Raw genomic sequence first — 20,097 nt, 5'->3', positions numbered from 1 at the left:
TGAGCCAGGCCCTTGCTGAGCGCTGGATCGGTGGTTGCCGGCTACCGCATCGAACGGGTGCTGGGCACCGGCGGAATGGGTACGGTCTACCTTGCGGTCAACCCGACGCTGCCGCGCCGTGACGCGTTAAAAGTGCTGTCGGCCGAGTTCTCCCACGATCTCGACTTTCGTGCCCGTTTTATCCGCGAGGCCGATGTGGCCGCGGCGCTGGACCACCCCAACATCGTTTCGGTCTATAACCGGGGTCAGACCGAACGCGGCGAGCTATGGATCGCCATGCAGTTTGTCGATGGCACCAACGCCGACGACGCCCTGCGCGCCGGGCGAATGACCCCGCAACGTGCGGTACATATCGTCGCCGAGGTTGCCAAGGCGCTCGATTACGCACACGCGCACAATGTGGTCCATCGTGATGTCAAGCCGGCGAATTTTCTGCTTTCGGGGCCAGCCGGTCCCGATGAACGAGTCTTGTTGGGTGACTTTGGGATTGCGCGCGCACTCGATGACGTCGGTCTGACGGTCACCGGTTCTGTGATGGCGACGGTTGCGTATGCTGCCCCAGAGGTCCTTGCCAGCCTGCCATTCGACGGCCGATCCGACCTTTATTCACTGGGCTGTGCCCTATTTCGGCTATTGACCGGGAAAACCCCGTTTTCAGGCGCCAACGGCATGGCGGCGGTGATGATGGCGCATCTGCAGCAGCCCCCGCCACGGGTCACCGACTCGGTGCCATCGTTGCCGGCTGCACTGGATCAGGTGATCGCGATCGCGATGGCCAAAGACCCCGCCGCGCGATTTGCTTCCGCGGGCGCTCTCGCCGAAGCCGCCGGCATCGCGCTTCGTGACGGGACATCGCCGGCAACCGTGTTGCGGCAGCCGGTGTCCAGCCGTGACGTCAGCTCTTATTCGCGCCCCGACAGCGCGTCGCCATGGTGGCAGCAAAGCGGCCCGCGGACCGCCTCGGCCCTGCCGGGTCAGCGAGCGCGACTCGGTGCCCCACCTGCGGGATGGCCGCCGCCACCGCGGCACCGGCGAGCCTCGATCATCGCGGCACTGGCCGCGGTAGTGGTGCTGGTGGCCGGCATAGTGACGGTGCTGGCCTGGCCGCACGGCGAACCCGTGCCGCCCACCGCCGCCCCGCCGGTAACCGGCACCGGGCTGCCGCCGAATTCGGCCTCCACACCGGCGCCTGCGGCCACCGCTGTACCGGCCGCGGCGCTCCGGTCGATCCTGCTGACGGCCTCTCAGATCGCGGCCGAAACCGGGGGAGAGCCATTAGTGCTCGAGGAGGATCGTCACGATTTGTTCGACGATCCGGTGGGCATCGACGTTCCGGAATGCCTAGGAGCGTGGGTACCCGCCCAGCAGCAGGTGTACGCCCGGCAGCCCCAGTACGCGGGCGGCGGCTCAACAAGCGCGGCGGCACAGGTACTGCGCGCCCTGAACAAGAAAATCTGGCAGGGCGGTGTCATCCAGGCCGTGGTTACCTTCACCTCGCGGAATCCCCGGTTGTCGTCACAAGACGACGCGGGAGTGTTTCTGCAGGATCAACACCGCCAGTGGGACGCGTGCGCGGGCAGGACAGTCACGGTGACGTCCCCAGGACAGCCCGCCCAGGCGTGGGAGTTCGGCCATCCCGGCACGACCGCCGGGGTTGTCACCCTCGATGCCACGCTGCGCGGTGGAGACGGGTCGTGCCAGCGGGGCATGATGGTGGCCGGCAACGTGGTGATCGATATCCGGCAATGCCGACTGCGCGGCGGCAACGACGTCTCGGCACTTGTCAACGCAACGGCCGACAAGGTGCCCCGACAGTGAATACCCAAACCGCGACGTAATTGCTACGCTGACTGCGCCGAGCTGCCCGCTCGGTAGTGCCAGGAGGTTAGGCGATCCTGTTCACGCGAATGTTGGCCGGCGCTGGCGGCCTGCTCGCCATCGCGGCCTTGGTGGTCGCCTGCACAACGGCTGGAACACCGATCAGGCAGCAAACGCCGTCTTCGCCTGTGGCGAGGACCGGATCGACACCAGCCAACCTCGCACCGGCACCTTCCCGATCCGACGAGGACCAGGTGCGCGAGACCGTGGTGGCCTTCCAAGACGCCTATAACACCCGGAACTGGGACGCCTACCTGCAACTGATGTGCCCCTCGATGAGGGAGAAATTCGCCGGACCGGTCCTCGACATGGTTAAGAAAACCCGTGCCGATCAGGGACTGTCCCGAGCGAACGTCACCGCGGTGACGATCCAGGGTGACACTGCGACCGCGACCATCGATGGCCAGAACGAGGTGCTGGGCTCCAGAACGGTGCACCTGCCGCTGGTGCGCGCGGACGGATGGAAGATCTGCGTGCCCGACAGCGGAGTCACCGGGTGAGTTTGACCCGCCAGCGCCCTATCAGCACGGGTGCGGGTATCGTCACCGGGCGCGTGACCCTCGAGCCGGAGCCGATGGCCCCGGTCCTCAGCGGGTTGTTTCGGGATGCATCGTCGGCGGCCGTGACACGAAAGACCTCGCGACCGCAGCGGCGACCTCCAGGAACTTGTATCGTGTCGCCGGTGCCATCTCACGCTGGACGTCAATGACTCCGCCGGGCCGCAGATGCGGATCGAAGGGCACTTCGACCACCGTCCGTCCCCGGTCGAGGAACTGACGCGCCAGCAGCGACCGGGTGCGTTTGTCCGCGTGCCCGTCAGAGTCATTGATCACCACCACGGTGCGCTGCAGCAGGTCGATGCGTCCATGCTCGGCAAGCCACTCCAAGGTCTTTGCAGCGGCCGACGCGCCATCTGCCCAGGGCGAGGACACCACGATCAGGGCGTCCAGGTCGCGCAGTACTTCCCGGGTGACCGGTGCGTCCATCGAAGAACCGCAGTCGATGATGGAGATGGCGAAATAGCGATCCAACCGCCGCGCGGCCTCCCGGTAGATCGCAGGGTCGAGCACCCGGCGCGGGCCGACCAGCGGCTCGCCGGGGAGCACATACAGCCCAATCGAATTGCTGCCGACACGTGCGCGCACATCGGCGAAAGACTGCAGGTTTTTATCGGCGGTGAGATCCCAACACGATCCGCTGGCCCGGGGATCAATTCTGCTGGCCAGCCGCCCGAAAGCGGTGTCGGCGTCGATCGCCACTACCCGGTCTTGGCGGCGTATCTCCGCGAAAATCGATCCGACACTGGCGGCTACGGACGTTTTTCCGACACCGCCCTTACCGACCACACCGACCTTGTAGTTGCCCCGCAGGACGGTTCTAATGACCGCTTCGCAGTCAGCCACGCGTCGCTCCTGAAGCGAGGGGCCGACGTTAACGAGGCCGAAAGTGGCCAGCCGGAGAAGGCGGCGCCAGCCGCTGCCGGAGCGACCGGCGGGAGGAAGGGGTGACCGCGTGCCGCTGTCGGTCCAGCGACGCCGCGCGGCCGGGACCGACGAGAGCGGCGATACCGGTGGGGGCGGCGGGTGGGAACCCGCAGGCGACCGCGGCGACACCGTGGCGGACCGCGGTGGCCCTGCCCAGCGACCGTTTGGCTGCGCCGAAAAGGAGTCGACAGGCTGCGGACCCGCCAACCGGTCCCGCAGAAAGTCGTCGCGCGGGCCGGCACCGCTGCCAGCACCTTCTCCGGGAGGGGTGTCAGACGATGGGAGGCGCCCGCTTCGGCCCGCGTCGTGAAACGCTCGCATCGCCAGCCGCGTTAGGGAACCGAACCCGCGGCCGGATCGACCCACCTGGCCGGGACCCCCGGCGGGCTGATGCAGTTGGTCGGCCCGGCTTTCCACTCGGCCAAGCGCCCCCGCTCCTGCCTTAGGCGACCTTGTGCTGACCGCGGGTCATTCACGAAAATTCCTCCTCTCCGCAACCACCCACGATGCCGTGGCGTCGGCGGCCACGTCCCAATAGTTTCAGAGCCGATGACTATTGACCGCGCGGGCGGACGAGTCACCAGTACAACACCCAAGTCATCCTCGCTCAAATCATGCTAAAGCGCCCCGAAAAGCGCCACCCGCCCCTGTGTGTCCCGGTTTTCAGCATCTCTATGCTCCGTGCTTCCGACCGCACCGATGGCGGCACCACCAGATGCACACCGGCGACCACTACGCCGCCGCATCCGGGCGGGCGGCCCGCCCACCGGGGTGGCCGGCGCGCCCGCAACCGGGACCCGGGGCACCCGCGTCGGCCGCCGCGGACAAACAGCAACGCCACACTGCGGCAGCTGTTTCCAATATCTGATCGGGTGTCGACGGCGCTCCCGGAGCGGGCCGGCGGCCGCGGGCCGGCCGCGAAGCACCAGCCCCGCCGTCTCTAAGAATCTGAATAGTTTTGCCGCAAATTCCGGGGAAATCAACCGGCGGTGCCGCCGGGCGGCTGCGCCATGGCGGGAGTGTGCTCCTGGGACGCCTCGACACGACCTCTGCCACGATCGATAGCTGAATCACACCAATGCCATTTCGGAGCCTGATGGCGTGGCCGTGGTGACAGCGGCCCGACGGGTGGCCATCACAGCAAATCGGCCAAGGCGTTGCCGCGCGGGCCGGCCCCGGGCCTCCGGTCCGGGACGGAAGCGCTGTCGAAGCTAAACACCCAGGCGCCCAATAAGACCCGGCAAACCCGTCGGAGGGCCGGGCCGGCGGGCACGGCGCACCCCGGGCCGGTGAGTTAGGATAACTAAGTTGGCATGTCGGACGGTTTTTGGCATATCGTTTTACGACTTGTCGAAACGGGTACAGGGCCACCGTTCAACGGCGCGCGGGCGAATCCCCTGACCGGATCACCGCCACGCGGCGAGCCGATGTCGACAAGACCGGTGGGGCCGAGCCCGCAACCCCCAGGGCGCGGCGCCGGCGGAGCCGTTACATATGCCACACAGAACATCTGGTGAAGGGTCAGGTGAGGATGGCGCCCAACCGCGTCGGACTATACAACCCCGCGTTCGAGCATGACTCGTGCGGGGTTGCCATGGTTGTCGACATGCACGGCCGGCGCAGCCGCGACATCGTCGACAAGGCGATCACCGCACTGCTCAATCTCGAGCATCGCGGTGCCCAGGGCGCCGAGCCGAACAGCGGTGACGGCGCCGGCATCCTGATTCAGGTTCCCGACGAATTCCTGCGCCGCGTGGTCGACTTCGAGCTCCCGGAGCGGGGCAGCTACGCCACCGGCATCGCGTTCTTGCCGCAGTCGTCCAAAGACGCCGCAGCGGCCTGCGCGGCGGTGGAAAAGATCGTCGAAGCCGAGGGGCTGCAGGTGCTCGGCTGGCGTGAGGTGCCCGTCGACGACTCGTCGCTGGGGGCGCTGTCCCGCGACGCCATGCCCACCTTCCGCCAGTTGTTCATCGCCGGCGCCTCGGGCATGCACCTGGAGCGGCGGGCCTATGTGATCCGCAAGCGCGCCGAGCACGAACTCGGCACAAAAGGCCCCGGGCAGGACGGACCCGGTCGCGAAACCGTCTATTTTCCAAGCCTTTCCGGCCAGACGTTGGTCTACAAGGGGATGCTGACCACCCCGCAGCTGAAGGCGTTCTACCTGGATCTGCAAGACGAGCGGCTGATCAGCGCGCTGGCGCTGGTGCACTCCCGGTTCTCGACGAACACCTTCCCGTCGTGGCCGTTGGCCCACCCGTACCGGCGGATCGCCCACAACGGCGAGATCAACACCGTCACCGGCAACGAGAACTGGATGCGGGCCCGCGAAGCGTTGATCAAGACCGATATCTTCGGCTCCCACGACGACGTGCACAAGCTGTTTCCGATCTGCACCCGTGGCGGCTCGGACACGGCGCGCTTCGACGAAGTGGTGGAGTTCCTGCATCTGGGCGGGCGCAGCCTGGCCCACGCGGTGCTGATGATGATTCCGGAGGCCTGGGAACGCCACGAGTCGATGGATCCGGCACGGCGCGCCTTCTACCAGTACCACGCGTCGCTGATGGAACCCTGGGACGGACCGGCGTCGATGACGTTCACCGACGGCACCGTGGTGGGCGCGGTGCTCGACCGCAACGGCCTGCGTCCGTCGCGGATCTGGGTCACCGACGACGGTCTGGTGGTGATGGCCTCCGAAGCCGGAGTGCTCGACAGCGACCCGGCCTTTCATCCTTCCAAGGTGATTCGCCGGATGCGGCTGCAGCCGGGCCGGATGTTTTTGGTCGACACCGCTCAGGGCCGCATCGTCTCCGACGAGGAGATCAAGGCCGACCTGGCGGCCCAGCACCCCTACCAGGAGTGGCTGGACAACGGCTTGATCCCGCTGGAAGATTTGCCGCAGGGTAACTATGTGCGGATGCCACACCACCGAGTTGTGTTGCGGCAGATGGTTTTCGGTTACACCTACGAGGAGCTGAACCTGTTGGTGGCGCCGATGGCCCGCAGCGGCGCCGAGCCGATCGGGTCGATGGGCACCGACACCCCGGTCGCGGTGCTCTCGCGGCGTCCCCGGATGCTCTACGACTACTTCCACCAGCTGTTCGCCCAGGTGACCAACCCGCCGCTGGACGCCATCCGCGAAGAGGTGGTGACCAGCCTGCAGGGCACCGTCGGCCCCGAGGGCGACCTGCTTAACCCCGACGAGAACTCCTGCCGCCAGATCGTGCTGAAACAGCCGATCCTGCGGAACCACGAGCTGGCCAAACTGGTCAATCTTGACCCGGAGGCGCAAGTCAACGGCCGCCGGCACGGCTTGCGGTCCACGGTGATCCGGTGCCTGTACCCGGTGGCCCGCGGCGGTGCGGGGCTGCGCGCCGCGCTGGATGCGGTGCGCGCGCAGGCGTCCGCGGCGATCGCCGACGGGGCGCAGATCATCATCCTCTCCGACCGCGAGTCCGATGAGCGGCTGGCGCCGATCCCGTCGCTGCTGGCCGTCTCCGCGGTGCACCACCACCTGGTGCGGGAGCGGCTGCGTACCCAAGTCGGGCTGGTGGTCGAGTCGGGCGACGCGCGCGAGGTTCACCATATGGCGATGCTGTGCGGTTTCGGCGCGGCGGCGATCAACCCGTACATGGCGTTTGAGTCGATCGAGGACATGCTCGACCGCGGTGTCATCGAGGGCATAGACCGCGAGCGCGCGCTGCAGAACTACATCAAGGCCGCCGGCAAGGGTGTGCTGAAAGTCATGTCCAAGATGGGCATCTCGACGCTGGCGTCCTACACCGGCGCACAACTGTTCCAGGCCGTCGGCATCTCTCAGGAGGTGCTCGACGAATACTTCACCGGCCTTAGCTGCCCCACCGGGGGGATCACGCTGGACGACATCGCCGCCGACGTTGCCGCCCGGCATGCGCTGGCGTTCACCGACCGGCCCACTGAGCGCGCGCACCGCGAACTGGAGGTCGGTGGGGAATACCAGTGGCGCCGCGAGGGCGAGTACCACCTGTTCAACCCGGAAACCGTGTTCAAGCTTCAGCACTCCACCCGCACCGGGCAGTATCGGATCTTCAAGGAATACACCCGCTTGGTCGACGAGCAGAGCGAGCGGATGGCGTGCCTGCGTGGCCTGCTGAAATTCAAGCACGGCGTGCGCCCGCCGGTTCCGTTGGACGAGGTGGAGCCGGCCAGCGAGATCGTCAAACGCTTCGCGACGGGAGCGATGAGCTACGGTTCGATCTCCGCCGAGGCGCACGAGACGCTGGCCATCGCGATGAACCGGCTGGGCGCCCGGTCGAACTGCGGCGAGGGCGGTGAGCACGCCAGCCGCTACGAGCGCGACCCGAACGGCGACTGGCGCCGCAGCGCGATAAAGCAGGTGGCCTCCGCACGGTTCGGCGTCACCTCGCATTACCTGACCAACTGCACGGATCTGCAGATCAAGATGGCTCAGGGTGCCAAACCCGGTGAGGGCGGCCAGCTTCCGGGTGAAAAGGTCTACCCGTGGATCGCCGAAGTACGCCACTCCACACCCGGTGTCGGGCTGATCTCCCCGCCGCCGCACCACGACATCTACTCCATCGAGGATTTGGCGCAGCTGATCTACGATCTGAAAAACGCCAACCCGGCGGCCCGGATCCACGTCAAACTGGTCTCCGAGATCGGCGTGGGCACCGTGGCCGCGGGGGTGTCCAAGGCGCACGCCGACGTGGTGCTGATCTCCGGACATGACGGCGGCACCGGTGCCACCCCGTTGACGTCGATGAAGCACGCCGGGGCGCCGTGGGAGCTGGGCCTGGCCGAAACCCAGCAGACACTGTTGCTCAACGGGTTACGGGACCGCATCGTGGTTCAGGTGGACGGCCAGCTGAAGACCGGCCGCGACGTGATGATCGCCGCGCTGCTGGGGGCCGAGGAGTTCGGGTTCGCGACCGCGCCGCTGGTGGTCTCCGGGTGCGTCATGATGCGGGTCTGCCATCTGGACACCTGCCCGGTCGGGGTCGCCACCCAGAACCCGGTGCTGCGCCAGCGGTTCACCGGCAAGCCCGAATTCGTGGAGAACTTCTTCATGTTCATCGCCGAGGAAGTTCGGGAATACATGGCGCAGCTGGGGTTCCGCACGCTCAACGAGGCTGTGGGGCAGGTCGGCTCGCTGGACATCAGTGCGGCACAGGAGCACTGGAAGGCACACAAGCTGGACCTCAGACCGATCCTGCACGAGCCGGAGTCGGCGTTTATGAACCAGGATCTCTACTGCAGCTCCAGTCAGGACCACGTCCTGGACAAGGCGCTCGACCAGCAGCTGATCGCCATGAGCCGCGAGGCCCTGGATTCCGGCACCCCGGTCCGTTTCGCCACCACCATCTCCAACGTCAACCGCGCGGTGGGCACCATGCTCGGTCACGAGGTGACGAAAGCCTATGGTGGGGAGGGCCTGCCGGATGGCACCATCGACATCACCTTTGACGGGTCCGCGGGCAACAGCTTCGGCGCATTCGTGCCGAGGGGGATCACGTTGCGGGTCTACGGAGACGCCAACGACTATGTCGGCAAGGGCTTATCGGGGGGGCGGATCGTGGTGCGCCCGCCCGACACCGTCCCGGAGGGCTACGTCGCCGAGGACAACATCATCGGCGGCAACGTGATCCTCTTCGGCGCCACCAGCGGCGAGGCCTTCCTGCGTGGTGTGGTCGGCGAACGGTTCGCGGTGCGCAACTCCGGTGCGCACGCGGTGGTCGAGGGCGTGGGCGATCACGGCTGCGAGTACATGACCGGCGGCCGGGTGGTCATTCTCGGCCGCACCGGCCGGAACTTCGCGGCCGGGATGTCCGGCGGCGTGGCCTACGTCTACGACCCCGACGGGGTGTTCCCGGCGAACCTCAACACCGAGATGGTCGATCTCGAAAGCCTCGACGCCGAGGACCTGGCGTGGCTGCGCGGCATGATCCAGGCGCACGTCGATGCCACCGATTCCGCGGTGGGGCAGCGTATCCTGAACGATTGGCCGCACCAGCAGCGGCATTTCGTGAAGGTGATGCCGCGCGACTACAAGCGGGTGCTCCAGGCCATCGCCGAGGCCGAGCGCACCGGCGCCGACGTCGACCAGGCGGTGATGGCGGCGGCACATGGCTGACCCGAAGGGCTTTCTGAAGTACCCGCAGCGGCAGCTGCCGAAGCGCCGCCCGGTCGAGTTACGCCTGCGTGACTGGAAAGAAGTGTATGAAGACTTCGACCGCGACGTGCTGCAACAGCAGGCAACCCGCTGCATGGACTGTGGTATTCCGTTCTGCCACAACGGATGCCCACTAGGAAACCTGATCCCGGAGTGGAACGACCTGGTGCGCCGGGGCCGGTGGCGTGACGCGATCGAACGGCTGCACGCGACCAACAACTTCCCCGACTTCACCGGCCGGCTCTGCCCGGCACCGTGCGAGCCCGCGTGCGTGCTCGGGATCAACCAGGATCCGGTGACCATCAAGCAGATCGAGCTGGAGATCATCGACAAGGCCTTCGAGGAAGGCTGGGTGCGGCCGCTGCCACCGGACCGCTTGACCGGCAAGAGCGTGGCGATCGTCGGCTCGGGTCCGGCCGGGCTGGCCGCCGCCCAGCAACTCACCCGCGCGGGACACAGCGTGACCGTCTTCGAGCGCGCGGACCGCATCGGCGGCCTGCTGCGCTACGGCATCCCCGAGTTCAAGATGGAAAAACGCCACCTCGAGAGGCGCCTGGAGCAGATGCGGGCCGAGGGCACCCGGTTTTGCGTCAACGTCAACGTCGGGGTGGACATCACCGCCGAGCAGCTGCGCGCCGATTTCGACGCGGTGCTGCTGGCCGGCGGCGCCACCGCCTGGCGTGAGCTGCCCATCCCGGGGCGCGAGCTGGACGGCATCCACCAGGCGATGGAGTACCTGCCGTGGGCCAACCGGGTGCAGCAGGGTGACGACGTGCTGGGGCCCGACGGCGAGCCGCCGATCACCGCCAAGGGCAAAAAGGTCGTCATCATCGGCGGCGGCGACACCGGGGCCGACTGCCTGGGAACCGCGCATCGGCAGGGCGCCATCAGCGTGCACCAGTTCGAGATCCTGCCGCGCCCGCCGGACAGCCGGGCGGAATCCACCCCGTGGCCGACGTATCCGCTGATCTACCGGGTGTCGCCGGCGCACGAGGAGGGCGGCGAGCGGGTGTTCTCGGTGAGCACCGAGGAATTCGTCGGCCGCGACGGGCACGTCAGCGCACTCAGGGCGCACCACGTGCGGCTGGAAAACGGCTCGTTCGTCAAGGTCGACGGCTCCGAGTTCGAGCTCGAGGCCGACCTGGTGTTGCTGGCGATGGGTTTCGTCGGCCCGGAAAAGCAGGGCCTGCTCACCGACCTGGGCGTGCGGTTCACCGACCGCGGCAACGTCGCCCGCGACGACGACTTCGCCACCTCGGTGCCGGGCGTGTTCGTCGCCGGTGACATGGGCCGGGGTCAATCGCTGATCGTCTGGGCGATCGCCGAGGGCCGAGCCGCCGCGGCCAGTGTGGATCGCTACCTGATGGGCAGTACCGTCCTGCCGGCGCCGATCACCCCGACCACGGTGGCGCTGCGCTGATCGCCACGACCCTTGCAAGCACCACGGACCCCGCGGTCCGGCGGGTCGCTTAGCTGTTTGCCGGCGGCAGGGGTGTCTAATACCCGGGGGTAGGCCTGCGATAATGTCAATGACGGTTTAGTGGACGACTGCAGGAGTGGTGAACATGCGTTTCAACCCGATACCCCGGTCGCGGGTGGGGCGAATCGCCTGGTCATGGTTGTGGCACCCGGTGAAAAGCCACGGGTTCCCCGCCAAGCACGAACGGCTGGTCACCGCCGAAGAACTGCTCCGCTTCGGTATGTGACGCCCGCGGCCGGGGCGGATCGTGTGTTGCTGAATGTGATCGTTTCGTGACGTTCGGGTCCGGGCCGGCCCCGGCCGGCGGATCCCGGGCAGGGCCGGTCCTTTAGCTTTAGCCCCCACAGAGCCCCGAGGCGGCGATCACCTCGGCCAGCGGTTCGAGCACGGCCGGGTCGTGTGGCGGCGCGATGTAGACGATGCCCAGATCCAGCCCCTCGGCCGCCAGGGCGGCCGCGGTGTCGATGAGCTGGCCGTAGTTGCGCTCCGGCCCGAGGAACAGGTGAGCCGACAACGTGATCTCCTTCGGGTCGCGTCCGATGTCGGCGCAATGGGAGGCCAGGACGTCGCGCTTGCGGGCGAACTCTTCGGGTGGCCCGCCGGCGAAGTTCCAGTGCTGGGCATAACGCGCGGTGATCCGCAGGGTGCGTTTCTCGCCGCTGCCGCCGATGCAGATCGGCGGGTGCGGGCGCTGCGGGCCCTTAGGCTCGTTGCGGGCGGCTTTGAGCCGGTAGTAGCGGCCGTCAAGTCCGTCGTCTCCCGGCTGAGCAGGCTGATCAACACCTGACACGCCTCCTCGAAGCGGTCCAGGCGTTCTTTGACGCTGCCCAGCTCGATACCGTAGGCGCCGGACTCCTCCTCGTTCCAGCCGGCGCCGATCCCCAGTTCCAGTCGGCCGCCGGAAATGATGTCCAGCGCGGCGGCCATGTTGGCCAGCACCGCGGGGTGGCGGTAGTGGATGCCGGTGACCAGGCATCCCAGCCGCAGCCGGCTGGTGGCCTGCGCGAGCGCGGTCAGCGTGGTCCAGCCTTCCAGGCAGGGACCGGTGGGGTCGGAAAAGATCGGGTAGAAGTGATCGAAGGTCCATCCGGACTCGAAGAGTTCGATGTCGTCGGCCCGCTTCCAGACGGCCAGCATGTCGGCCCAGGTGGTGTTCTGCGGAGACGTTTTGAAGGCAAACCTCATGAGGGGACGGTACCGCGAGCGCACCGCCGGGCCGCCGACCGGGAGGTCGTCATCGTCGCTCTGGGCCGCGCCGATCGTGTGCCGGTGCACCCGAGGGGCCGGTGCGGCGCGGGCGTCCTCAGTGCCCGGTGCCGTAGATGCTGGTGACCCAGATGTGCACCAGCGTGTCGAGCACCCGAGGCTCCGGTACGCAGGGCCGTTCGCGGGCGAACGCCGCAAACAACACCCGTTCGTTCATCAGGTTCAACGCGGTGGCCAGCTCTTCGGCCGCCACGGTGTGCGGTGCCGCGCCGCGCGCCCGCTCGGCTTGGATGACCGCCGCGGTGTGCGCGATCCATTTCTGCATGAATGTCGACCACAGCCGCCGGACCTCCGCGCTGGTCTCCCGGGCCGCCCATCCCGCCCGGGTGACGCCTTTGTGCGAGCCGAACGTCTGGAAAAAGACGTTGATGCCGGTGCGCCAGATGGTGTCGCGAGCGTCGGCGGGGTCCCCGGCCGGATTCGCGATCAAGCGTTCCAGCGCCGCGTCGGCCTCGGTGACCACCCGATCCAGCAACGTCAGCAGCACCGCCTCTTTGGACGGGAAATAGAAGTAAAACGTCGGCCGGGAAATGCCGGCGCCTCTAGCCAGGTCGTCGACCGAGATGTCGGTCAGCGGACGGTCCTCGAGCAGGCGTTCGGCGGTGGCGAGAATCGCCAACTCCCGGTCGTCCCCCGACGGGCGGGCGCCACGGCGCCCGCGGCCAGGGCGCGCCGGGGTGAGAGGGGTGGCCACGGGAGCAAGCGTACCCAGTGTTGACCGTGACGACATCACGTTGACTTACTCGACACTACGTTGATAACTTGGGGCGTTATGACCGAACACCGGGACATCGTCATCGTGGGAGCCGGCATATCCGGTGTCAGCGCGGCCTGGCATCTCCAGCAGCGCTGCCCCGCCAAGAGCTACACCATCCTGGAGAAACGGGCGAGCATGGGCGGCACCTGGGACCTTTTCCGCTACCCGGGTATCCGCTCGGACTCGGATATGTACACCCTGGGATTCCGCTTCCGGCCCTGGACCGGCCGGCAGTCCATAGCCGAGGGAAAGCCGATCCTCGACTACGTCAAAAGCACCGCCGCCAGGTATGGCATCGACACGAACATCCGCCTGCACCACAAGGTGACCCACGCGGACTGGTCCAGCGCGGCGAACCGTTGGACGGTGCACGTCGACGCCGACGGCAGCGAACGCCGATTCAGCTGTTCCTTTCTTTTCCTGTGCAGCGGCTACTACAACTACGAGGAGGGCTACACGCCCGAGTTCGCCGGGTCGGAGGACTTCGCCGGCCCGATCATCCACCCCCAGCATTGGCCCGAGGATCTCGACTATGCCGGCAAGGAGATCGTGGTGATCGGCAGCGGCGCCACCGCCGTCACCTTGGTGCCCGCGTTGGCGGACTCGGGCGCCGGGCGCGTCACGATGCTGCAGCGCTCGCCGACCTATATCGTCTCCCAGCCGGACCGGGAGCCCTGGGCGGCCACCCTCGACTGGCTGCCCGAGACCTGGGCGTACACCGCGATCCGATGGAAGAACATCCTTCGTCAATTGTTGCTGTACCAGGCCTGCCGCAAGCTGCCGCAACGGATGCGCACGATCCTGGTGGATCTGGTCAAGCGCCAGCTGCCCCCCGGTTATGACGTGGAGAAGCACTTCGGCCCGCGCTACCACCCGTGGGATCAGCGACTGTGCCTGGTGCCCAACGGGGATCTGTTCCGCGCTATCCGGCGCGGGCAGGTCGAGGTGGTCACCGACACCATCGAACGGTTCACCACTTCCGGCGTTCAACTCGCCTCGGGCCGTGAGTTGCCCGCCGACATCATCATCACCGCGACCGGATTGAATCTTCAGCTCTTTGGCGGGGCGAAGGTGACGGTCGACGGGCAAGCCGTGGATTTGACCCGGACAATGGCCTACAAGGGCATGATGCTTTCCGGGCTGCCCAACATGGCCTACACCGTCGGCTACACCAACGCGTCATGGACGCTGAAGGCGGATCTGGTGTCAGAGTTCGTCTGTCGTCTACTGAATTATATGGACGCCAACGGGTTTGACACCGTGGTGCCCGAGCGCCCGGGCCCGGGCGTCGATGAGCGGCCGTTTATGGAGTTCACCCCCGGGTATGTGCTGCGCTCGCTTGACCAGCTGCCCAAGCAGGGTTCGCGAGCCCCGTGGCGGTTGAATCAGAACTACCTGCTCGACCTGCGGTTGATCCGGCGCGGCAAGGTTGCCGACGAGGGCCTGAGGTTCACGAAACAACCTGTGGCAGCGCTGATTTAACGCGATCCAACCTCGGCAAGCAGGCTCACCCGGCGGCGGATCGCGGCACAGCGGCGTAGCACAAGTCAGCCACCGGCAGCGGCGACGATAACGATGCCGTCGTCGTCGCTGTGGGCGATATCGCCCGGCGTGAACGTCACACCACCGAAACTGACCGCGGCGTCCCGCTCGCCGGTGCCGGTTTTGGTGCTCTTGCGGGGATTGGTGCCCAGCGCCTTGATGCCGATGTCGATGCCACGCAGCGTGGCGGCATCGCGCACCGCGCCGTGCACAATCAGCCCGGCCCAGCCGTTGGCCCGCGCCGACTCGGCCAGCACGTCGCCGATCAATGCGGTGTGCAGGGAACCGGCGCCGTCGATCACCAGCACCCGTCCCCAGCCGGGTTCGGACAGCGCCGATTTCACCAGCGCATTGTCCTGGAAGCAGCGCACCGTGCTGATCGGTCCGGCGAATTGCCTACGGCCCCCGAACTGGTGGAACTGCAGGTCGCAGCTGTAGACCCCGGGACCGATACTATCGGCCAGATCGGCGGTAGGCCGGAAGACCGTCGGTTCCGTCACCGGGGTCCCTCACCGGGCTCCGTTGCCGGCCGGGTGAAGCGCCGGCACCGGCGGCGGGCCACCAGCACCACCAGCAGGCTGATGCCGACGGCCACCGCGAGTGCAACGGGGAAGCGGTTGGCCGAGCGCAGCGCCGTGCCGGGGGAGACCGGGCTGCCGACCGCGGCCGCCGGTGACTTCGGGGGCGGCGTTGCCCCCGCCGCCTCGGCGGTGAGCTCGCCGTACGTCGCGGACCGGGCCGGTTGCCGGGGGGATTCGGCGTCGCGCCCGGAAGCCTTGCCGGGTGGTGCCAGGTGAGCCGGCTTTTTTGCCGGCGCCTTCTTCGCCGCCGCATTCGGGGTCTTTTTCGCCGGTGTTTGCTGACCCTTCTTGGCGGCTTTGGCGGATTTGGCGGCTTTGGCGGATTTGGCGGCTTTGGCGGGTTTCGGGGTCTTGGCGACCGTGGCGGCCCTTTCGGCGGGTGTGGCCGCCGTGGCCGGTTTTTTCGCCGGCGGCTTCGGTACCGGTTGTGGCGGCGCCTCATCCGGTGTCGACGCCCGGTCCGGCCGCGCCGGCGGTGCGGCGTCGGGTGTGCTCTCGGGTGGTTCCTGCGGGTCTGCCATGCGAGCTGCTCCTTTGCAGTGTCGTGTCACGCACCCGGGCGCGAACACCGGCGATCGGCACCCATCATGCCAGCACCGCCCGTCGCGCCCGCGGTTGCCGTCAGGGGCCTACCGGCGCCGCGCCGCCCACACCGCGGCCGCGCCGACGGCCACCAGGGCGCCGGCCATGACCAGCCAGAGCGGCAAGGGAGCCCGGGTGTCGGTACCCACGGCCGAGGGCCCGGGCCGACCGGCGCCGGGCACGGCGAGCCGGAATGACCACGACCCCGACACCACGTGCCCGTCGGCCGAGGTCACCCGGTAGTTCACGGTGTAGCTGCCGGCCGGACCGAGCGGCCGCACGCCGACGCTGACCGTGGCGCCCTGCACCCGCGGCTGCCCGGTGGACCACAGGTTTCCGTCGGGTCCGACGACCGTCATGGCCGCGAATGTGGTGTGTAAGTCCTCGTTGAACGTCGCGCTGACCCGCGTCGGGCCGACCGTCAGCGTGGCGTTCTCGGGAGGATCGGTGGCCACCCGGGCGGCGTGGGCGAAGGCGACCGCGCCGCCCGCCATCGCCAGGGCGATCACCACAGCGCCGAGCGCCGCCAGCCGCGCCACGCTTTCCCGCCATCGCACCGCCCTGCGGCCAGGAGGGTGCGCCGCGCTTTCCGGGGGGCGACGTCTCACGGCTCTTAGGTCACCCCGAGCCGGGCCATCAGGTCGGCGTCGATGCCGTCGAGTTGTCGGGAAATCGCGGAGTGCGCGGCTCGCCGGCGGGTCGCAGGCATGCTCTCCGCGGCGGCGATAGCCGCCGAGAGGTCGGCGAGCCGTTCGCGGATCGCGGCGACGAACCGTGCGGTCTCGGCGTCGTCGGGCTTCTTGTCGTGCACCGTGCGCAGCGCCCGCTCGGCACCGGCCACCCGAGCCGACAACCGGGCGCCATGCCCGGAGAACCGACCGATCTGGGATAACGGAACACCGAGCCGGTCGGCGCGCCGCTGGTCGATGAGCCCGCGGGCCGCCATGGCAACCCGGTACACCACCGGGACCAGCACCGGCGCGAGCAGTCGAGACACCGTCAATGCCCGGCGGATACGTGTCGGTGACAGCAGCTTGCCCTCGCGCGCCGCCTTGAGCTCAGCCTCGGCGGCCCGCAGCGCGGCCCGATCGCTGTCACGCTGGGCTTTCAGCTGGGCCTTGAGGGCTTTGGCCTGTGCTCGCCGGTCGGACTTGATACGGCGCCGCTCGTTTTTAGCTGCCAGCCTCGCCTCGAGCTTGGCCCGCGCTTGGAGCGCCCGGGCTTCGGCGCGACGCGTGGCGCGGCTCTTTCGGGTGCGAAACAGGCCCATGCCCGGTGGCCTCCCGGTCTCTCGTGACGGCCGCGGACGGTGTGCGCGACCCGAAGCCCACCCTAATCGGCACGCACCGGCAGCCCCGGCTCAGGTCGAGGGGGTGGGTCGCCGGCCGTCCGGCCCATGCCCGTCGGGGTCCGCCGCCGTTTCGCGGTTGCGGGGAGTTGGGGAGGTGGGCGTGCCCGGCTTTTCCCACGCCGGTTCGGCGGGGTGCTGGCTAACCGTCCAGATGCTCCTTGCGGCGTAACTCTTCGACCCTGTCCACGATGTCTTGCTGAGCCTCGGGGGACAAGCCGACGATCCGCGACGCAATGCGGCGCACACCCTCATCACGCATCATGGCCAGCCACGACAACTCTTTGTCGAGCTTTTCGTAGTACTCGTCGTCGGTGAAATACGCCGGCTTGATCCGGAAGAAGTTTGCTAGGGCGGCCATCGTGGCCGCCGACGGGTTGGTGCGGTTACCGGAGCGCAGCTGCGAGAGGTAGGGAGCCGACATCGTGATACCCTCCGCCTTGAGCGCGGCGATCACCTCGGCGGAGGTGTGCGGCCCCCGTCCGGGCGGATAGACCGTGTCGAACAGGCGGTTCAGGCGGGCGGCGAACGTCGTGCTCATCGATACGACCTCCACAGGTGAGAAGAGCGGATAGCTGCCTGCGCACATTTGCTGATCATGGTAGCGACAGTTGTCTGGACAACCAAGTGCAAACCTGAAGAAATCGCTCCCGGTCGCCACGCTTCGGTGACAACGCCGTCCCCAGGTATCGAACAGACTCGGTAACGCGCCCGCGAAGTGGGTGGATTCAGGGTCAAATAGCCAAGATGCAACCGGGTAAACAGCAGCGCCGTTCCTGCTCACCAGGTGGCTTGACACCAGCCAGCTGCCGGCCTCAGCCGCAGGCGGAACGCGTCGGGCAACGACCAGACATGCGCAACCGGTCCGGAAAACGATTTGCTGCGGATTCCGGGTTCGGGTCGTCGTAACGGTCATGGGGAGGGTGGCCGGCGGTCCACCATGGCGCCGACCGACCTGTGGGGAACACCGCCGCGGCGGCAGGACGCCGGGCCATGATCAGGCCGCGAGCAGCATCGCCAGGATCGCGGTATCGGGATGGCTGATCGGGTCGACCCCCACCCGACTCACCATGGAGGTAACGGTGCCGTCCGCTTCCGCCTCAACCCATGCAGCACGGTGCTCCAGCCCCAGATGCGGAAGTCCCGGCAGCAGCACACAACCCGAGGCCGCCCCGGCGCATTCCGGAAGCGACGGCGTGGTTTCCGAGGGTGGGTGCAGCATCAGCAGCGCCGGCGGCTGGTGATCTGCGAAATAGCCTGGCGGAATAGCGGACTCACCAACTACCGGGCCTTCGGCAAGCACCAAGCCCACCGTCCCCGGCTCGGGCTCGTCCGGCAACTCTTCACGAGCGCCGAACACTGTTGTGGTGGAGAGCAATCCCGGAAGCGATGCAACCCAGACGGCGACCCTCAGAAGCTGGGCCCACTCCTTCGTGGTGTCGGGCCAACGCCCTGAGATCACGAACCCCTTCAAAGTGCCGTGGGAATGGAATGGGGTGACTTCAACAGCCCGGCCGGACCCGGTTTCCATTTCTTCGCGCTCCCGCATACCTCGATTCGGAATCACACGCCGGTGTGTTTATCAGATTAGACCAGCATGCGCGCCCCTCAGGGGTGGTGCAAGCCGGCACGGCATCGGTGGGTGCTTCCCAACGAGTGCGGGCGCCACGCGTGCCGCGCGTGACGCCCCCAGCCGGGGTGTCAGCTCCGGGTTTTCAGCCGGCGATCAGCCCCTTGGTCTTCGCGGTGGCAGCCGCGTAGCGAGCCTGTACGTCAGCCCAGTTCACGACGTTCCAAAACGCCTTGGCGAAGTCGGCCTTGACGTTCTTGTACTGCAGGTAGAAGGCGTGCTCCCACATGTCGAGCAGCAGCAGCGGCACGATACCCAGCGGGAAGTTGGACTGGTGGTCGTAGACCTGGAACACCAGCAGCTTGCCGGCGAGGCTGTCATAGCCCAGCGCCGCCCAGCCCGACCCCTGAACGGTGGTCGCGGCCGCAGTGAACTGGGCGCGGAACTTGTCGAACGATCCGAACGCCTCGTCGATGGCGGCGGCGAGCTCGCCGGTGGGCTTATCACCGCCGTCCGGGGACAGGTTTTTCCACCAAAGGGTGTGGTTGACGTGCCCTCCCAGGTTGAACGCCAGGCTTTTCTCGTTCTGCAGGATCGCGGAGTGGTCGTCGTTGGCGCGGGCCTCCTCCAGTTTGTCGAGGGCGTCGTTGGCGCCCTTGACATAGCCGGCGTGGTGTTTGGTGTGGTGAAGCTCGTTGATCTGGCCCGAGATATGCGGCTCCAGTGCTCCGTAGTCCCAGTCGAGATCGGGCAACGTGTATACAGCCACGGGATTCCTTCCTTAGATCGTTGGGGCTCTGTGTTTTACGCTGTTTTACGCTCTAGTCGAAAGGCCGGTTCCGCGCCTGGACTTTACCCCACAACACTGCTCCATGACCGCGCACACCGCAATAACGAGCGCTGCGGGCGCAGGCCGTTACGGGCGGGCTCAGAACAAAACGATGACGGCCAGGATCCCCAGCAGCACCAAGGCGATCAGCCCGGCGCGCAAACCGGCGAGCAGGTAGGCACGGTTGTCGGGCGGCGGGCCAGAATACCAATACGGCGATGACACCGGCGATCGCGGTCCAATGGGTTGGGTGGCCATCAGACGACCTCGACCTGCACGTTCAACTGTGTCCCCCAGTGAAAAGAATCACAACCAACACCTGGTGGACGCGATCATAGCGCCTTATGTACCGCTTGCAAACCGGGGTCGACAGCGGCATGCAGCCGCGCATTGGCGGTGGTCGCCGAGGAGGTGGGCGATCCCGCCGCGGCAAGCCGACTCGCCGCCCCCGGCTCGACGGAGTGGTTAGCGGACCAAGGGAATTCGCTCGGCGGCGGACGAATTGTGTCGATGCCGCGCTACCACACCGGCGAGTTGTCCACAACATGCGTTGGATGAGGCCTATCGAGGCTTATTGAACGGTGTCCAAGAACGCCGAACCCGGATGCTTCTTG

At 67.3% G+C, this 20,097-nt stretch carries 16 protein-coding genes and 1 pseudogene; 6 read left to right on the top strand and 11 right to left on the bottom strand.

The genetic code is table 11. The annotated features are described in order from the left end of the window. Window positions 1-12: 12 nt before the first annotated feature. Both QJR12_RS02605 and QJR12_RS02600 read left to right on the top strand, forming a co-directional pair. Complete coding sequence (locus QJR12_RS02605) at window positions 13-1,818, top strand: serine/threonine-protein kinase PknH/PknJ (protein WP_300575872.1); 1,806 nt, start codon at window positions 13-15, stop codon at window positions 1,816-1,818. A gap of 254 nt (window positions 1,819-2,072) precedes the next feature. Next, window positions 2,073-2,378 (top strand): hypothetical protein, encoded by a 306-nt coding sequence (locus QJR12_RS02600; RefSeq protein WP_300575869.1) that lies wholly within the window; start codon window positions 2,073-2,075, stop codon window positions 2,376-2,378. Between the two features lie 87 nt (window positions 2,379-2,465). Here the strand turns inward: QJR12_RS02600 and QJR12_RS02595 are convergent, their stop codons facing one another. Beyond that, a complete protein-coding gene (locus QJR12_RS02595; protein ID WP_300575867.1) occupies window positions 2,466-3,491 on the bottom strand; it encodes a MinD/ParA family protein in 1,026 nt (341 codons plus the stop codon). Between the two features lie 1,402 nt (window positions 3,492-4,893). Here QJR12_RS02595 and gltB point away from each other — a divergent pair. From gltB to QJR12_RS02580, 3 genes are all read left to right on the top strand, one after another. Beyond that, window positions 4,894-9,489, top strand: a complete 4,596-nt coding sequence (gene gltB / locus QJR12_RS02590; protein ID WP_300575864.1) for a glutamate synthase large subunit — start codon at window positions 4,894-4,896, stop codon at window positions 9,487-9,489. Next, window positions 9,482-10,948 (top strand): glutamate synthase subunit beta, encoded by a 1,467-nt coding sequence (locus tag QJR12_RS02585; RefSeq protein WP_300575861.1) that lies wholly within the window; start codon window positions 9,482-9,484, stop codon window positions 10,946-10,948. The genes gltB and QJR12_RS02585 overlap by 8 nt, the downstream gene beginning before the upstream one ends. A gap of 145 nt (window positions 10,949-11,093) precedes the next feature. Further along, a complete protein-coding gene (locus tag QJR12_RS02580; protein ID WP_300575858.1) occupies window positions 11,094-11,234 on the top strand; it encodes a hypothetical protein in 141 nt (46 codons plus the stop codon). A gap of 108 nt (window positions 11,235-11,342) precedes the next feature. Here QJR12_RS02580 and QJR12_RS02575 read toward each other — a convergent pair. Both QJR12_RS02575 and QJR12_RS02570 read right to left on the bottom strand, forming a co-directional pair. Further along, window positions 11,343-12,193, bottom strand: a pseudogene (locus tag QJR12_RS02575) (LLM class F420-dependent oxidoreductase). 118 nt (window positions 12,194-12,311) lie between these two features. Beyond that, a complete protein-coding gene (locus QJR12_RS02570; RefSeq protein WP_300575855.1) occupies window positions 12,312-12,968 on the bottom strand; it encodes a TetR/AcrR family transcriptional regulator in 657 nt (218 codons plus the stop codon). Window positions 12,969-13,046: 78 nt separating this feature from the next. Between QJR12_RS02570 and QJR12_RS02565 the strand changes: the two genes are divergently transcribed. Beyond that, window positions 13,047-14,513: an NAD(P)/FAD-dependent oxidoreductase gene (locus QJR12_RS02565; protein ID WP_300575852.1), complete on the top strand. Its 1,467-nt coding sequence runs from the start codon at window positions 13,047-13,049 to the stop codon at window positions 14,511-14,513. Window positions 14,514-14,578: 65 nt separating this feature from the next. Here the strand turns inward: QJR12_RS02565 and rraA are convergent, their stop codons facing one another. From rraA to QJR12_RS02525, 8 genes are all read right to left on the bottom strand, one after another. After that, window positions 14,579-15,073 (bottom strand): ribonuclease E activity regulator RraA, encoded by a 495-nt coding sequence (rraA, locus tag QJR12_RS02560; RefSeq protein ID WP_300575850.1) that lies wholly within the window; start codon window positions 15,071-15,073, stop codon window positions 14,579-14,581. After that, on the bottom strand, window positions 15,070-15,675 hold the full coding sequence (locus QJR12_RS02555) for a hypothetical protein (protein ID WP_300575847.1): 606 nt from the start codon (window positions 15,673-15,675) through the stop codon (window positions 15,070-15,072). The genes rraA and QJR12_RS02555 overlap by 4 nt, the downstream gene beginning before the upstream one ends. Window positions 15,676-15,783: 108 nt before the next feature. After that, complete coding sequence (locus QJR12_RS02550) at window positions 15,784-16,230, bottom strand: copper resistance CopC family protein (RefSeq protein ID WP_300576518.1); 447 nt, start codon at window positions 16,228-16,230, stop codon at window positions 15,784-15,786. A gap of 119 nt (window positions 16,231-16,349) precedes the next feature. Further along, window positions 16,350-17,006: a DUF6474 family protein gene (locus tag QJR12_RS02545; RefSeq protein WP_300575844.1), complete on the bottom strand. Its 657-nt coding sequence runs from the start codon at window positions 17,004-17,006 to the stop codon at window positions 16,350-16,352. A 220-nt stretch (window positions 17,007-17,226) separates the two neighbouring features. Next, window positions 17,227-17,625, bottom strand: coding sequence for a helix-turn-helix transcriptional regulator (locus QJR12_RS02540; RefSeq protein WP_300575842.1), 399 nt, complete (start codon window positions 17,623-17,625; stop codon window positions 17,227-17,229). A gap of 456 nt (window positions 17,626-18,081) precedes the next feature. Further along, complete coding sequence (locus QJR12_RS02535) at window positions 18,082-18,615, bottom strand: peptidase (RefSeq protein ID WP_300576516.1); 534 nt, start codon at window positions 18,613-18,615, stop codon at window positions 18,082-18,084. 184 nt (window positions 18,616-18,799) lie between these two features. Continuing rightward, window positions 18,800-19,423 (bottom strand): superoxide dismutase, encoded by a 624-nt coding sequence (locus QJR12_RS02530; RefSeq protein ID WP_300575839.1) that lies wholly within the window; start codon window positions 19,421-19,423, stop codon window positions 18,800-18,802. 159 nt (window positions 19,424-19,582) lie between these two features. Next, window positions 19,583-19,741 (bottom strand): hypothetical protein, encoded by a 159-nt coding sequence (locus QJR12_RS02525; protein WP_300575836.1) that lies wholly within the window; start codon window positions 19,739-19,741, stop codon window positions 19,583-19,585. Window positions 19,742-20,097: the final 356 nt, after the last annotated feature.

The sequence above is a fragment of the Mycobacterium sp. genome, from assembly GCF_029961025.1.
Lineage (GTDB): Bacteria > Actinomycetota > Actinomycetes > Mycobacteriales > Mycobacteriaceae > Mycobacterium.
The sequence above is the reverse complement of the archived record's forward strand: the minus strand, read 5'-3'. Positions and strand labels throughout refer to the sequence as shown.